Source organism: Heliomarina baculiformis (assembly GCF_019966545.1).
Classification (GTDB): domain Bacteria; phylum Pseudomonadota; class Alphaproteobacteria; order Rhodobacterales; family Rhodobacteraceae; genus Heliomarina; species Heliomarina baculiformis.
This window is the reverse complement of record NZ_JAIMIC010000004.1, coordinates 196,399-211,059: the sequence shown is the minus strand read 5'-3', so window position 1 is coordinate 211,059 and position 14,661 is coordinate 196,399. Positions and strand designations below refer to the sequence as shown.

The 14,661-nt window shown below is 61.6% G+C and carries 12 protein-coding genes; 3 read left to right on the top strand and 9 right to left on the bottom strand.

Going from position 1 to position 14,661, the window contains the following annotated elements; genetic code table 11:
• The 5 genes from MF268_RS10870 to MF268_RS10850 all read right to left on the bottom strand — a co-directional run bounded on the left by MF268_RS10870 (position 1) and on the right by MF268_RS10850 (position 5,665).
• Positions 1 to 867: an ABC transporter permease gene (locus MF268_RS10870; protein ID WP_238370888.1), complete on the bottom strand. Its 867-nt coding sequence runs from the start codon at positions 865 to 867 to the stop codon at positions 1 to 3.
• Positions 867 to 1,934 carry an ABC transporter ATP-binding protein gene (locus MF268_RS10865; protein WP_238370887.1) on the bottom strand — a complete coding sequence of 356 codons (1,068 nt, stop codon included), beginning with the start codon at positions 1,932 to 1,934 and terminating at the stop codon, positions 867 to 869. Before MF268_RS10865 ends, MF268_RS10870 begins: the two co-directional genes overlap by 1 nt.
• Before the next feature lie 96 nt (positions 1,935 to 2,030).
• On the bottom strand, positions 2,031 to 3,104 hold the full coding sequence (locus tag MF268_RS10860; protein ID WP_238370886.1) for an extracellular solute-binding protein: 1,074 nt from the start codon (positions 3,102 to 3,104) through the stop codon (positions 2,031 to 2,033).
• A gap of 129 nt (positions 3,105 to 3,233) precedes the next feature.
• Complete coding sequence (locus tag MF268_RS10855; protein WP_238370885.1) at positions 3,234 to 4,529, bottom strand: NAD(P)/FAD-dependent oxidoreductase; 1,296 nt, start codon at positions 4,527 to 4,529, stop codon at positions 3,234 to 3,236.
• A 26-nt stretch (positions 4,530 to 4,555) separates the two neighbouring features.
• Positions 4,556 to 5,665, bottom strand: coding sequence for a mandelate racemase/muconate lactonizing enzyme family protein (locus MF268_RS10850; RefSeq protein WP_238370884.1), 1,110 nt, complete (start codon positions 5,663 to 5,665; stop codon positions 4,556 to 4,558).
• Positions 5,666 to 5,777: 112 nt separating this feature from the next.
• Between MF268_RS10850 and pdxR the strand changes: the two genes are divergently transcribed.
• A complete protein-coding gene (pdxR, locus tag MF268_RS10845) occupies positions 5,778 to 7,256 on the top strand; it encodes a MocR-like pyridoxine biosynthesis transcription factor PdxR (protein WP_238370883.1) in 1,479 nt (492 codons plus the stop codon).
• Here pdxR and MF268_RS10840 read toward each other — a convergent pair.
• The gene (locus MF268_RS10840; RefSeq protein ID WP_238371133.1) at positions 7,253 to 8,872 is read right to left on the bottom strand and encodes a GMC family oxidoreductase; all 1,620 of its coding nucleotides are present in this window, start codon (positions 8,870 to 8,872) and stop codon (positions 7,253 to 7,255) included. The genes pdxR and MF268_RS10840 overlap by 4 nt on opposite strands.
• Before the next feature lie 170 nt (positions 8,873 to 9,042).
• Here MF268_RS10840 and MF268_RS10835 point away from each other — a divergent pair, with 170 nt between their 5' ends.
• Positions 9,043 to 9,645, top strand: a complete 603-nt coding sequence (locus tag MF268_RS10835; RefSeq protein ID WP_238370882.1) for a GNAT family N-acetyltransferase — start codon at positions 9,043 to 9,045, stop codon at positions 9,643 to 9,645.
• A gap of 18 nt (positions 9,646 to 9,663) precedes the next feature.
• Here MF268_RS10835 and MF268_RS10830 read toward each other — a convergent pair whose 3' ends face one another.
• The 3 genes from MF268_RS10830 to MF268_RS10820 form a co-directional block, all read right to left on the bottom strand.
• The gene (locus MF268_RS10830; RefSeq protein WP_238370881.1) at positions 9,664 to 10,638 is read right to left on the bottom strand and encodes a calcium/sodium antiporter; all 975 of its coding nucleotides are present in this window, start codon (positions 10,636 to 10,638) and stop codon (positions 9,664 to 9,666) included.
• 169 nt (positions 10,639 to 10,807) lie between these two features.
• Positions 10,808 to 11,680, bottom strand: a complete 873-nt coding sequence (gene yghU / locus MF268_RS10825; RefSeq protein WP_238370880.1) for a glutathione-dependent disulfide-bond oxidoreductase — start codon at positions 11,678 to 11,680, stop codon at positions 10,808 to 10,810.
• Positions 11,681 to 11,772: 92 nt separating this feature from the next.
• Positions 11,773 to 13,026, bottom strand: coding sequence for a urate hydroxylase PuuD (locus tag MF268_RS10820; protein WP_238370879.1), 1,254 nt, complete (start codon positions 13,024 to 13,026; stop codon positions 11,773 to 11,775).
• 319 nt (positions 13,027 to 13,345) lie between these two features.
• Between MF268_RS10820 and ugpB the strand changes: the two genes are divergently transcribed.
• Positions 13,346 to 14,653 carry a sn-glycerol-3-phosphate ABC transporter substrate-binding protein UgpB gene (gene ugpB, locus MF268_RS10815; protein WP_420485428.1) on the top strand — a complete coding sequence of 436 codons (1,308 nt, stop codon included), beginning with the start codon at positions 13,346 to 13,348 and terminating at the stop codon, positions 14,651 to 14,653.
• The last annotated feature ends 8 nt before the right edge of the window (positions 14,654 to 14,661 follow it).

The following is a 14,661-nucleotide window of genomic DNA, read 5'->3' as shown; positions in this document are numbered from 1 at the left end:
CTACTCCTTTGCCACGGTGGTCGCGAGGCTTTGCCCCGTCAGGCGCAGCCCGGCCCAGACCACGAATGAGGTAAACAAGAGCAGAAGCACGCCAAATGTCGCGCCCGCCTCCCAGTTATAGCGGGTGATGAACTGGTTATAGATCTGCTCGGTGAACCAGCTCGAATTCTTGCCGCCCAGCAGTATCGGCGTCAGGTAGCTCCCCGCCGTCAGCATGAAGGTGATGATGCAGCCCGACACGATCCCCGGCATGGCGTATGGCACGATGATCCGGCGGAACACGGTGAACCGGCTGCCGCCAAGGTTATACCCGGCCTCAAGCAGCGCATCGTCCATCCCGTCCAGCGTCGACACCAGCGGAACGATCATGAACAGTACAACCGTATAGACCAGCCCGATGATCACCGTCATGTCGTTATAAAGCAGCTCGACCGGTTCGCCGATGATGCCCAGCCATTGCAACGCGCCGGAGATGATACCGGTCTCGCGCAGCAGCACGATCCATCCAAAGGCGCGCACAAGGTCGCTCACCCACAAAGGGATCAGGCATAATAGGAACAGCCCTGCCCGCGATTGTTTCTTGGCGATCTTGGCGATGTAATAGGCAACCGGAAACCCGATCAGCAGCGCAAGGATCGTCACCAAAATGGACATCCACGCGGTGCGAAGCAGCGTGTTCCAGTAGATCGGCTCGCCCAGGAAATCCATGTAGTTCTTGAAGCCGAACTCGTACTGGCGCGGCCCAACCTTTTCCTGAAGCGAGACATAGCCGATCCCCGCCTGCGGCAGGATGATCAGCAGCACGATCCACAACGCGAATGGCGTCATCAACAGGATCAGCGACAGCTTGCCTGTATCGCTGCGCATCAGGCCGCCTCGCCGGGAAAGGCCAGCGCGCGTTTCGGATCCCAATGGATCTGCACCTCGTCCCCTTCGGCAAGCGTGCTCGCACCCGACGGATCCGCCACTTCGACAAGCTTCCCGGACGGCGTCTTTACCAGCACCCGGCTGTTCGCCCCGTTGAACAGCAGGCTGTCCACCTTGCCGCTCAGAGTCGATCCCTCGGGGCCCGCGCCGATCTTGATGACCTCGGGGCGCACGAAAACCTCGACCGAGCTGCCATCTCCGGCACCCTCCGAAGTGGCGACGACCACATCGCCGCCCTCAAGCTGCACCCGCGCCATACCATCCGACACCCGGTCGATCCGCCCCGCCCAGCGGTTCGCATCGCCCACGAACCCGGCAACGAATCCGGACACCGGCCGGTCATACAGTTCTTTCGGAGAGCCGATCTGTTCGAACCGGCCCGCATTCATCACCGCCACGTTGTCGGACATGACAAGCGCCTCGGACTGGTCGTGGGTGATGTAAAGGAATGTCGTCTCGAACTGGTGCTGCAATTGCTTCAGCTCGATCTTCATATGCTCGCGCAGCTTCAGGTCCAGTGCGCCAAGCGGTTCGTCCAGCAAGAGCACATCCGGCTCAAGCACCATGCAGCGCGCAATCGCGATCCGCTGTTTCTGCCCGCCCGACAACTGCGACACCTGCTTTTCCTCGACCCCCGGCAGGCCGACGCGATCCAGCACCGCCTTCACCTTGTCCCCGATCGAGGATTTTGCGTCGCCCCGGCAGCGCAGCCCATAGGCGATGTTCTCGCCCACGTTCATCATCGGGAACAGCGCGAGATGCTGGAAAACCATTTTGACGTTACGCTTGTTCGGCGCGTCATTCAGCACGGAACGATCCTTGATCAGGATGTCACCCTCGCTCGGGTTCTCGAATCCCGCGATCATGCGCATCAGCGTGGTCTTGCCGCAGCCCGACGGCCCGAGGATCGAAAAGAACGACCCGCTCGGCACCCCGAATGACACCGAATCCACCGCGGTGAAACTGCCGAACCGCTTGGTTACGCTTTTGCTCTCAAGATCGTACACGCTCTGCCCCCAGTACACTTGTTTTCTTGGGCAGGGCCGTGTCGTGCACGCCCCTGCCTTTGTCTCTGCTCGGTCAACCTGCCAAGGCGAGAGTGCCTATTCGGTTGCGGCCTTGATCCGCTCGAGCGCCAGACCTTCCATGTCTTCCAGACCCGGCGGGATGTTGGCAAAGAACTTCAGGTTGTCCAGATCGCTCTGGTCGAACGCCGCCTGTACGGCCGAACGCTTGTCGTCGGGCAGCAGCTCGATGCCGTTCGGCACGGCAGCAATCGCACCGGTCGACGCGGACATGATCGTCACGTTCTCGGGGCGCAGCACAAAGTTGATCCACTTGTAAGCAGCGTCATCCGCCTCGCCGCCCTTCGGGATGGCAAAGGTGTCGATCCACGCGAGCGCGCCGGTTTCTGGCGGCACAAACACGATGTCCGGGTTCTCGTTATAGAGCTTATACGCGGTCGAATCCCATGTTTCCGACAGCACGACTTCGCCCGACAGCATCAGGCCCGACAGGTCGTCGCCGCCGCTCCAATAGGTCTTGATGTTGGATTTGCACTCGATCAGCTTGGCGGTCACCTTATCCAGCATATCCTGATAGGCGTCCTTGTCGGCATAAAGCTCGAACGGGTTCATCCCCATGCCAAAGGCGGTACCCAGCAGGATCGTACGGCGCAGACGCATCGAGGTCTTGCCCTGATAGGCCGGGTCGCAAAGATCGGCCCAGCCGCTGGCATCGGGCGCTTCCTTGATATTGGCCATGATGCCCGAGGTGCCCCACTGGTGCGGCACGGCATAGACTTCTCCGTCGATGGTGGTGTTTGCCTTGACGCCATCCAGCAGGTTCGCCGACATCGCATCGGTGTTGATCTGGCTCAGATCGAGCGGCTTGTAGATGTCGTATTCAAGCTGCGCCGCGTAGATACGGTCATGGCTCGGCTGGGCGAGATCATAGCCCGACCCGCCGGTGGCGCGCAACTTGGCGATCATTTCCTCGTTGTTGGAAAAGGTCACTTCGACGTCGATGTCTGGGTATTCTTCCTCGAACTTCTGGATCAGCTCATCGGGCGCGTAGCTGCCCCATGTGAGCAGGCGCAGCGTTTCCGCCGAGGCCATCGAGCCCGCGGTCAGGCCCATCGCCGTGCCCGCAAGCATCAGTTTCAACGAAGTTTTCATGTGTCGTCTCCCTTGGGTGAATTTATTCTTGCTCTGTTATGTTTGTTTTATGGCAGTTCGATTACAACCCTCATTTGGTTTGCCAGAAAGGTCCATTTCCGTACGAATAGAAAGCCAATTAGGGCCCAATCACAGGCCCATGCGGTCTTTCATACGATAAAACTCAACCGCTGCGGGCAAAAACCACGGCTTGCCCCGGTACATCGGACGCGTGCTGAAATCCCCGTGCTCCAGCCCCGTGGCCGAGCCCGCATCGCCGATCACCCGCAGGCCGGTTTTCATGCCAAGATAGCTCGCCATGCCAACGCCCGAACCGCAATAGCCCATCGCGTGATGCACCCGGTCGCGCTGCCCGGTATGGGCCAGCTGGTTGAACGTATAGCCGACGAAACCCATCCACGAATGGCTGACTTTATGGCCTTCGATCTGAGGAAAGATCCGCACCAGATCCTCGTAAAGCCGTTTGGCGCTAAAGGTCGTGTCCGTTTCACCCGCGCTGACCCGACCGCCGAACAGGATGCGCTTCCGGTCGGGCGAGGTGCGATAATAATAAACCACCTTGCGGCTGTCCGACGCGATCCGGTCGGTCGGGAACAGCTCGTCCATCAGCGCCTCGGGCAATTCCTCGGTCGCGATGATATAGCTGCCGATGGGAATGATCCGCCGCTGGTGCCAAGGCGAGGCCGCATCCGTGTAGCCATTCGTCGCCATCACCACGTCGCGACACTTAATTGTCCCGCGCGAGGTCTTCACCGTCGCCCCGTTCGCATCTGAACTGATCCCTGTCGCGCGCGTCTGCGGCACCAGCACCGCCCCCGCCTCGCGCACCAGCTTCAGCAGTCCCGCATGATACCTCCCCGGATCAAGCACCGCGTGATCCTCGAAAACAGCACCGCCATGATAGAAATCCGATCCCAGCTCGCTCCGTTGCTCGGACCGTGGCACGATCCGCACCGGCACTTCCAACCCGGCCGGCTGGTTGGCCGCATCGTGCTCCAGCTCGGCAAAAGCCTTGTCGCTATGGGCCGCGTGGAACCGTCCACTGACCCGGAAATCGCATTCCATCCCCTCGGTGCGGACGAAATCCTCGACATACGCGCGCGAGGCATGACCATCGCCCAGAATACGCTGTGCGATGTCCGTGCCGTATTTGCGCACCAGTGCATCAAATCCCGGCTTGATCGACTGGCTGACCTGCCCGCCATTCTTGGTCGAGCATCCCTGCCCCAGCGCTCCGGCCTCGACCACCACGACCGAACGTCCGCCACGCGCGATCCGCAGCGCCGCGTGCAACCCGGTATAGCCCGCGCCGATCACCACCGCATCGGCCTTGGCCGGAAGATCGGGCACCGGATCGTCCGCCAGAGGTGAGCGATCCCACCAGTAGGATGCCGCTTTGAAATCCGTCGTGAAGATGTCGCTCATGGTCTTATGATCCGTGGTCTTTCAGATCAGCGGTCGATCTCGCTGATCTGGTATATTGATTTTGCCAGCCATTCGGGATTGACCTCGACACCCCATCCCGGCGCATCGGTCACTTCGGCCTGACCGTCGGTGATGGTATAAGGGTCGTTCACGAACAGATCGCGCTGCCACGGATAGTAGTCATCTCCTTCGATGGCGAATTCAAGATATTTGCCCGCATTCGGGATCGCACGCAGCACATGCATCGTGAAAAGCGTCACCAGCGAAAGATTCGCGCAATGCGGCGTCACCGGAAGCCCGGCCGCCTCGGCCAGCCGCGCCACTTCCATCGTGCGTCCGATGCCCCCCATGTACATCACGTCGGGCTGCACGATATCGACCGCGCGTATGTCGATCATTCGCTTCCAGATCGGAATCTGGCAATCCTGCTCGCCGCCGGTCACGTCGATATCCAGCGCCTCGGTAACCTCCCGGGTTTGCTCCAGCTCCCAATAGGGGCAAGGCTCTTCGTAATGGCTGATCCCGTTCGCCTCGAGCATCCGCCCGACCTCGATCGCCTGCTGCGGCGCATAGCAGGAATTGGCATCGACCAGCAGCGCCACATCCTCCGATTTGAAGGCGTTGGCAATGGTCGGCACGATCTCTTCGGTGCGACCCTCCCATTCGTCCTTGCCGCGCCCGGCCTCAGACCCGATACGGAACTTGAACGCGTCAAACCCGAACTCACCACGCAGCTTGCGGAACCGCTCGGCCTCGTCCTTGGGGGTGATGTCGCGCTTCATCGAGGACGCATAGGCGCGGATCTTGCCGGGTGTCCCGCCCAGCAGCTCGACCACCGGCTTGCCCGCCAGCTTGCCCCGCATGTCCCAGACCGCGGTTTCAAGTCCCCCCATCGCGCGACAGACGTAAGAGCCGGGGAATTTATGCTCGCGCTCCTGAATGAAATTCAGGTGATCGTCCATGTCCTCGATCTCGCGCCCCAGCGTCCAGGGTGCCACCTGCCGGTGCAGCACCTGCGCGGTGATATCCGAATGATAGGTCGACATCTGCCCCCACCCCTGTGCGCCGGAGTCGTCCGTAATGCGGACGAACCCGACAAAGGCATTGCTGAAGGTTTCGATGCTTCTGAGTTTCATGCGCGCGGCGCCCCTGATCCGTGAGTGTTTGGGATAAAAGTGATTGCAAAGTGGTCCGTTGATAAGGTCCACTATGTTATGTCTGGCAGACCAATCAACGGAGTCGCGGAATTTGACCAAATATGCGGGCGGCGCTCTGATCCCGACGCTCAGTATCGACCGCAAGGACAGCGCCACCATCACTGTCCAGCTTGTTACATCCTTACGCGAATTGATCCTGTCGGGACAGTTGCGCGCCGGCGAACGCCTGCCTGCCTCGCGCACGCTGGCGCAGGATCAGGCGGTGTCACGCACCACCGCGATCAACGCCTATGAACAACTCACCGCCGAGGGTCTGATCCACAGTCAGGTCGGCTCCGGCACCTATGTGAGTGAAACCGTCCCCATCCCCGCCCCAACCCCGCCAGAGCCGCGCGAGGACGTGCCGATGCCGCGCCTTGCGAACCTCTCCAGCAGCGCCTCGGACCAGTATTTCACACGTCTCGCCCACCCGGACGCGCCCCGCGCCTTTGTCACCGGAATGCCCGCGTTCGACGTCTTTCCGATGGCGCTCTGGTCGCGGCTCGCCGCGCGCCACTGGCGCAATTCGCGCGCCGATGTGATGCGCTATCCCGACCCCTCGGGCCTGCTCGAACTGCGCCAGGCCGTCGCGCAACACCTGCGCGCCAACCGGGGCCTGCGCTGCACCGCGGACGAGGTTTTCATCTTCAACGGCGCGCAGGATGCCTTCAACCGGATCGGCGCCACACTGATCGACCCGGGCAACCTCGTATGGTTCGAAAACCCCGGCGCCATCGGCGCGCGCAACAGCCTGATTTCCAGCGGCGCGAAACTCGTGCCCGTCCCGGTCGACGCCCAGGGCATGGACGTGCAGGCCGGGTTGAACCGCGCCCCCGATTTCCGGCTCGCCTTCGTCACGCCCGCGCACCAGCACCCGCTCGGCACGACCATGAGCGTCTCGCGCCGTTTCGACCTTTTGCAGGCAGCCGAGAACGCCAGCGCCTGGATCATCGAAGACGATTACGTGGGCGAATTCCACTATGGCGCCCACGCCCCGCCGCCGCTCAAGAGCATGGATACCTCGGGCCGCGTGATCTATGTCGGCACCTTCTCGAAATCCATGTTTCCTGCCCTGCGGCTTGGCTATGTCGTCGCGCCGCCGAAACTCGCGCCCATGTTCCACCGCATCGCCGGGGCCACCATGCAGGGCGCGCCGACCTCAATGCAGGCGATCATGGCGGATTTCATCAACGAGGGCCACTTCGCCGCCCATATCCGCCGGATGCGCGATGTCTATACCGAACGGCGCGACTGCCTGATGAGTGAATCCGCGCGCCATCTCGACGGGCTGCTTGCCGTTGAACCCACCGATACCGGGTTTCACACGGTGGCAGACCTGCTGAACCCGGACCTGAAAGACACCACGCTTGCACTTGCGGCCAAGGCGGCGGGCATCGCCACCGAACCGCTCAGCCGTTTCACCATCGACCCGGTCCAGCGGCAGGCCATCACCCTCGGCTTCAGCGCCGTTCCCCCGGCACAGATCTCGCGCAGCGTCGCAGCGCTCGCCGAGTGCATCAGGTCGATCTAGGCCTTCGCATCCTCAAGGATCATGTCCGAGGCTTTCTCTCCCACCATCATCACTGGCGCGTTGAGATTGCCCGAGGTGATACGCGGAAAAATCGAAGCATCCACGACGCGCAGCCCCTCGACCCCTTTGACCCTCAGCCGCTCATCGACCACGGCGCTGTCCTCCGGCCCCATCGCGCAGGTGCCGCAAGCGTGGAAGATCGTACCGCAACGCTTTCGCATATCTTCGCGCAGCGCATCGCGATCCGTCACCGCCGCCCCCGGCAAGACCTCGCGCTTGACCGACGAGGCAATCGGCTCTTGCGCCATGATATCGCGCAGGATCTGCACCCCGTCGACCAGTTCCTCAAGGTCCTCCGGCGCGCTCAGATAGCCCGGATGGATCTCCGGCGTGTCCATCGGATCGCCCGAGCGCAGCTCGATATGGCCCCGGCTCTTGGGGTGGCAGTTCGACAACCCGATCAGCACACCGGGGAAGGTGTCCGGCGACATCAGCCGCCGTTTTCCGGGTGTCGCCTTGGTATAGCTCATCGGCGAGAAATAAAGCTGCAGGTTCGGCCGGTCGCGCTCGGGCGAGGTGCGGATGAACCCGCCGCCCTGATTGACGCTCAGCGACAGCGGCCCCTTGCGGGTCATCGCATAGGTCATCCCCAGCCGGATCCGGCTCATCCACGGCCCCAGCACGTTGTTCAGCGTCGGGCAGGTGGTCTCATAAATCAAATCCCAGCCGATATGGTCCTGAAGGTTGCGCCCCACTTCGGGTGCGTCATGCAGCACCTCGATCCCCTTGTCGCGCAGCATCGCCCCGTCGCCGATCCCCGACAGTTGCAGGATCTGCGGTGAATTCACCGCCCCCGCCGACAGGATCACCTCACGCTTCGCCATCATCCGCTTGAGAGCGCCGCCCTGACGGTATTCCACGCCCACCGCACGACGGCCCTCAAAGATCAGCCGGATCACCTGCGCGTTCCTGTGCAGCTCAAGGTTCGGCCGGTTCATCGCCGGGTTCAGATAGCCCGTCGCTGCCGAACAGCGGAAACCGTTACGCGTATTGATCTGGTAAAGCCCCACGCCTTCCTGCGTCGCCCCGTTGAAATCCGGGTTAGCCGGCCAGCCCGCCGCCACGGCAGATTTGACATAGTCATGGCTTAACGGATGCACCCCGTCATCAATCCGCGACACGGTGATCGGCCCGCCCGTCCCGCGCCATTCATCCGCCCCGGCAAGGTTGTTCTCCAGCTTCTTGAAATAGGGCAGCAGATCGTCATGCGACCAGCCCGCGTTGCCCATTGCCGCCCAGCCGTCGTAATCCTCTTTCTGCCCGCGGATAAATACCATCGCGTTGATCGAGCTTGACCCGCCCACCACCTTCCCGCGCGGCCAGTAATGAGCCCGGCCGGTTCCGGCATCGATCTCTGACTGGTAGCGCCAGTTCAGACGCGGGTGGTAGAACGCCCCGCCATAGCCAATCGGCATCCGCACCCAAAAGTTGAAATCCGATCCCCCGGCCTCAAGCACGGCCACCTTGTTGCGCGCATCCGCCGAAAGGCGATTGGCCAGCACGCAGCCCGCCGATCCGGCCCCGATGATGATATAATCCGCTGTCGCGCCCTGCATGTCTGCCACCGATAAAATCTTGTTTTGTAGCGGCCCATCTAAAACAGGTTTACGGCCTTTGCACGGGTCCATTCTTTCCGAAATGTGATACCATTATGACAGGCGGTTGTGGCAGGTTCCGGCGAAAACCGGTTAGCATGCAAAACAGTGTAACACCCGCCGAGGCCCCCATGATCACCCCCCTGCCAGACGAGTCCCTGATCCTCGAAACCGACCGCCTGCGGCTCCTCCCCTTTTCCCCGGCAGATGCCGACATCGCCCACCGGCTTCTCGAAGACCCCGAGGTCATGCGCTATGTCGGTGACCCGATCACCGCTCAAGAGGTTGAGGATCACATGGCCAACGCCACCCGCCGCGGCGCGGGCGGGCGCATCGGCATCTGGTGCGTCATCCGCAAGGACACCGGCGAAAAGATCGGCGATTGCGTTCTGACCCCGCTGCCCATCGAGTCGGATCAGGTCGACTGGGATCAACTCACCCCCGACAGCTACCCGAGCGACGAAATCGAAGTCGGCTATCTACTGGTGCCCGCCGCCTGGGGACAGGGCTTTGCCACCGAACTCTGCGCCCGCCTGTTGCGCTTTGCCTTCGAGGAAACCACCCTCCCCCGTATCACCGCCGTTACCGACCCCGACAACGCCAACTCCCAGCATGTCCTGCAAAAATGCGGCCTTCGCTCCACCGGCCCCCGCCGCGCCTATGCCGAGGATAATTGCAGCGGTTTCGAAATCACGCGCGAGGAATGGGTTGCGCGGTTTGGGAATGCTGCGTGATCCAGACCGCACCCTCGATCAGGGCCATATCGACCAGAAATAACCAGCATACCCGGCAACAAGCACTGCCCCCTCCCAACGCGCGATCCGAAACCCGGTTGCAGCGAACAGGACAAGGAGCAGGGAAACGCCCACCATCACCGGCGCATCAAACCGCGCGATTTCATCCGGCACCTGCGATGGCGCGATAAGCGCCGTGGCGCCCCCGATGCCGAGAATGTTGTAGATGTTGGACCCGATGACATTGCCGAATGCCACGTCCCCCTGCCGCTTCACCGCGGCAACCACCGAGGTAACAAGCTCGGGCATGGATGTACCCACAGCGACAATCGTCAGGCCGATGATCGTTTCCGAAATACCAAAACCCCGCGCCAGCGCCACAGCCCCGCTGACCAGCAAGGAGCCTCCCGCGATCACAAGCGCCAGACCGGCAAGGGCTATGAGAAAAGGAATGGCGATATGCCGGTGACCGTGCGGCTGGGAAAGCGCAGGGTCAACCTCTGCAAGGGCAAGACTCTTGTCATGCAAGGCACCTGTAGCCCCGGCGTTTCGCTCCTGCCGGATCACGAACAGGATATAGCCGATCAGCAAGGCAAGAAATCCAACGCCCACGGCCTGCCCCATCGGTACGAACATCGCCATCAGGGCAAACATCACCGCGACCGACAACATCACCGCAGCATCCCGGCGCAGCGCCGACCGGGCCACGACAACGGGGCAGATCAGCGCCGAGACTCCGGCGATCAACAGGATATTGGCAATGTTCGACCCGACGACATTACCATATGCGATCCCCGGCGACCCCTTGAGCCCCGCCTGAACCGAGGTGACAAGCTCGGGCATCGAAGTGCCGAACCCCACAAGGGTCAGACCAATCACCAGGGGCGAAACCCCAAGTCTTTCGGCCGCCTCAACCGACCCGCGCACCAGCAATTCGCCCCCTGCCACCAGCAGGATCAGGCCACCCAAAAGCGGCAACCATGTTTCGATCATGAAAGATACTCCTCGCGCGCTGCATCCAGCGCGTCAGAGGAGAAGTGGCGTGGCCAAGCCGTCTCTACAAGCGGCACGGACGGGAATATTTCGCCCGATGCCATCGCGCGCATCACCGCTGAACACCCCACAAACAAAAAAGGCGGCCCGCAGGCCGCCTTTCTCAGCGTCACCCTTTTTCGGGTTCCAGCTTGTCCTGCGTCTTGGTCTCGAAATCTCCCGCATCGTGGCGTTCGTGCAGTTGGAACTTCGCATCGCCAAAGGTCCGGTTGACCATGCGGCCGCGCTTGACGGGTTCGCGCGCGTCGATTTCCTTGGCCCAGCGCTGCACGTTCTCATAGCTTTCCACGTCAAGGAACTCGCCCGCCTCGTACAGACGGCCCAACGCAAGCTGGCCGTACCACGCCCAGTTCGCCATATCGGCAATCGTGTATTCCTCGCCCACGAGGTAGGTGTTCTCGGACAGGCGACGGTCCAGCACGTCAAGCTGGCGCTTCACCTCCATTGCGAAACGGTCGATCGGGTATTCCCATTTCTCCGGCGCATAGGCGTAGAAATGGCCGAACCCGCCGCCCAGATAGGGCGCGCTGCCCATCTGCCAGAACAGCCACGACAGCATCTCGGGCCGGGCGCTGGCATCGGTGGGCAGGAAAGATCCGAACTTTTCCGCGAGGTACAACAGGATCGCCCCGGATTCGAACACCCGCGTCGGCGCGCCGGTCGAATGGTCCATCAGCGCCGGGATCTTCGAATTCGGGTTCACATCGACAAACCCGCTGCCGAACTGGTCGCCCTCGCCGATGTTGATCAGCCAGGCGTCGTATTCCGCGTCCGGATGACCGGCGGCCAGAAGCTCTTCAAACAGCACCGTGACCTTTACGCCGTTGGGCGTGGCCAGCGAATAAAGCTGGTGCGGATGCTTGCCGACCGGCAGGTCCTTGTCATGGGACGGACCGGCGATGGGGCGGTTGATGCTGGCGAACTTGCCCCCGCTTTCCTTGTTCCATGTCCATTTCTTCGGCGGCGTATAGGTATCGGTCATAGGCTCTCTCTTTGTGCTGAGGCCGCGCACCCAATGGTCACGCGTTGCCGCTCAAGCTATGCGCCCTGCCGCCGCCGTCAACCCGTCGCGCTTCACTGCAGTGCGAGCGCGATGCCTCCCGCCTCACGCGCCGACCGGAACCAAGCGGCGATCTTGTCGCGCTCTTCTTCGGTGATAAAGGACACGTTCGCAGGCGGCATTGCCGAGGATATCCCTGCCTGCACATAGATCATCCGTGCGTGCGCCGTGATGTCCGCGTCAGTCTCAAGGTAAACATGTTTCGGTGCCCAGAGCATGCCTTCCCAAAAGGGTTCGCGCGAATGGCACATGGAACAGCGCCCCAGCACGATATCTCGCACGTCGTCATAGCCCTCGGCGCTGGCAAAGACCTGCTGGCTCTGGCTCAGCGCCGCCTCCTCTTCGGGCACTTCGCGGGTGTAGCCCGCGCTCGACAGCCAGATGATCCCGATAAAGAGCAGCGCGGTCACGCACCACGTCCAGTGCGGTGCCGGTTTGCGCGCATGCGTCGTGTTGAAATAATGCCGGATCGTCACCCCCATCAGGAACACCAGCGCCGCGATCAGCCAGTTGTACTGGGTGCCAAAGGCCAGCGGATAGTGGTTCGACAGCATCAGGAAGATGACCGGCAAGGTCAGGTAGTTGTTATGGGTCGACCGCAGCTTGGCGATCTTGCCGTACTTCGGATCGGGCGTGCGCCCGGCCTTGAGGTCCGCCACAACGATGCGCTGGTTCGGCATGATGATGAAGAACACGTTCGCCGTCATGATCGTCGCCGTAAACGCGCCAAGGTGCAGCATCATCGCGCGGCCGGTAAAGATCTGGTTATACCCCCAGCCCATCACCACCAGCAGCACGAACAACAGCACCATCAGCACGGTGGGCCGTTCGCCCAGCGGCGATTTGCACAAGGCGTCGTAAACCAGCCAGCCAATGCTCAGCGACGCGGCCGAGATCAGCACCCCCTGCCAGAGCGCCAGATCCGCCTTGGTCGCGTCGATCAGGTAAAGCTCTCCGCCGACCCAGTAGACAATCATCAGCATCGCCGCGCCCGAGAGCCACGTGGCATAGCTCTCCCATTTGAACCATGTGAGGTGCTCGGGCATCATCTCAGGCGCGACGAGGTATTTCTGGATGTGGTAGAATCCGCCCCCGTGTACCTGCCATTCCTCCCCATGTGCGCCCTTGGGCAGATGCGGTGCCTTTTGCAGCCCCAGATCCAGCGCGATGAAATAGAAAGAAGACCCGATCCACGCGATGGCCGTGATCACATGCAGCCAGCGTACGGCAAAGGCGATCCACTCCCAGGTAATGGCTAGGTCAAGCATGTGTTTCTCCGCTCGGGTGCTGTTCCGCGCCACCCTATCGCGCCGTCCCGCATTTCATCCATCGAGAAAATCCCCCGGCAGTTTCAAAAATCCCCAGACAATCACCCACACCCAAGGCGCGCGCCGCCCGGCGAACAGCCGCCACAATCCGGCAAATGCGTTTGCAAACAACAAGATACCAAAGATATTTGCTTGATGAAATAATCCTGTGGACAGCCCTGATTTGTCACCGGCCTGTCACAGAACCCATACAGTTTGCGAGAATCGCATAGCCATGCCTATGCTTAATAATTCAGCAGAATGTGAATCGGAGATGAACATGACAATCAGAACCCTTCTGGGCGGTGCGGCGCTGTCGCTGGCACTTGGCACAAGCGCTTACGCGCAAACGGAAATCCAGTTCTGGCATGCCTTTACCGGACGCCTTGGCGAACTCGTTGCCGAGCAGGTCGAAACCTTCAATGGTTCCCAGTCAGACTACACCGTTGTCGCCACGCACAAGGGCAACTACTCTGAAACGCTGAACGCCGGGATCGCCGCATTCCGGGCCGGTGAACAACCCGACATCCTGATGGTCTTCGAGGTCGGCACCGCCACGATGATGGCCGCCAAGGGCGCGATCAAGCCGGTCTACGAAGTTATGGCCGACGCGGGCGCCGATTTTGACGCCGATGCCTTCATCGGCGCGGTCAAAGGCTATTACACCACAACCGAGGGCGAGATGCTCTCGATGCCCTTTAACTCTTCGACCCCGGTGCTCTGGGTCAACCGCGACGCGCTGTCCGAGGCCGGCATCGACCCCGACACAGATCTTTCCACCTGGCAGAACGTCGGTGACGTGCTCGACCAGCTGAAAGATGCCGGCAATGAATGCCCGCTGACCACTGCTTGGCAAAGCTGGATCCATCTCGAGAACCTCTCGGCCTATCACAATGTGCCCTTCGCGACGCAGGACAACGGCTTTGCCGGTTTTGACACCGAACTGGCGCTGAACGGCCCGGTGCAGGTCAAGCATATCGAAACCATGGGTGAATGGGCCAAGGACGGCAAATTCATCTATGCCGGGCGCCGCAACGAAGGCGGCGCCAACTTCCGCGCCGGTGAATGCGCGCTCTTCACCGAAAGCTCTGCCGGCTACGCGGGCATCAAGTCCGAAGCCAGCTTTGAATTCGATGTGCGCCCGCTGCCCTATTGGGAAGGTGTCGAAGGCGCTCCGCAGAACACCATAATCGGTGGCGCGTCGCTCTGGGTCATGGAAGGCCAGTCGGACGAGGAATACAAAGGCGTCGCCGAATTCCTGAACTTCCTGTCATCGCCGGAAATCCAGGCGAAATGGCACCAGGACACCGGCTATCTGCCGATCACCGCCGCCGCCGGTGAACTGACCCGCGAACAGGGTTTCTACGAAGAAAACCCGGGCACCGACGTGGCCGTCAAGCAGATGACCACCAACGAGCCGACCGCCAACTCCAAGGGTCTGCGCCTTGGCTCCTTCGACCAGATCCGCGGCATCATCGACGAAGAGCTCGAAGCCGTATGGTCCGGTGACAAATCGGCCCAGGCCGCGCTCGACAGCGCGAAAGAGCGGGGCGACCAGTTGCTGCGCCGCTTCGAAGCCGCGAACTAAGACTGAAA

Bases quoted from the DNA above. Each gene is read 5' to 3' on its own strand.
- yghU (WP_238370880.1), bottom strand. From the start codon at position 11,680: ATGACCGATACCTATACGCCGCCGAAGAAATGGACATGGAACAAGGAA.
- MF268_RS10820 (WP_238370879.1), bottom strand. From the start codon at position 13,026: ATGCTTGACCTAGCCATTACCTGGGAGTGGATCGCCTTTGCCGTACGC.
- MF268_RS10855 (WP_238370885.1), bottom strand. From the start codon at position 4,529: ATGAGCGACATCTTCACGACGGATTTCAAAGCGGCATCCTACTGGTGG.
- MF268_RS10870 (WP_238370888.1), bottom strand. From the start codon at position 867: ATGCGCAGCGATACAGGCAAGCTGTCGCTGATCCTGTTGATGACGCCA.
- MF268_RS10850 (WP_238370884.1), bottom strand. From the start codon at position 5,665: ATGAAACTCAGAAGCATCGAAACCTTCAGCAATGCCTTTGTCGGGTTC.
- MF268_RS10840 (WP_238371133.1), bottom strand. From the start codon at position 8,872: ATGCAGGGCGCGACAGCGGATTATATCATCATCGGGGCCGGATCGGCG.
- ugpB (WP_420485428.1), top strand. From the start codon at position 13,346: ATGACAATCAGAACCCTTCTGGGCGGTGCGGCGCTGTCGCTGGCACTT.
- MF268_RS10860 (WP_238370886.1), bottom strand. From the start codon at position 3,104: ATGAAAACTTCGTTGAAACTGATGCTTGCGGGCACGGCGATGGGCCTG.
- MF268_RS10835 (WP_238370882.1), top strand. From the start codon at position 9,043: ATGATCACCCCCCTGCCAGACGAGTCCCTGATCCTCGAAACCGACCGC.
- MF268_RS10830 (WP_238370881.1), bottom strand. From the start codon at position 10,638: ATGATCGAAACATGGTTGCCGCTTTTGGGTGGCCTGATCCTGCTGGTG.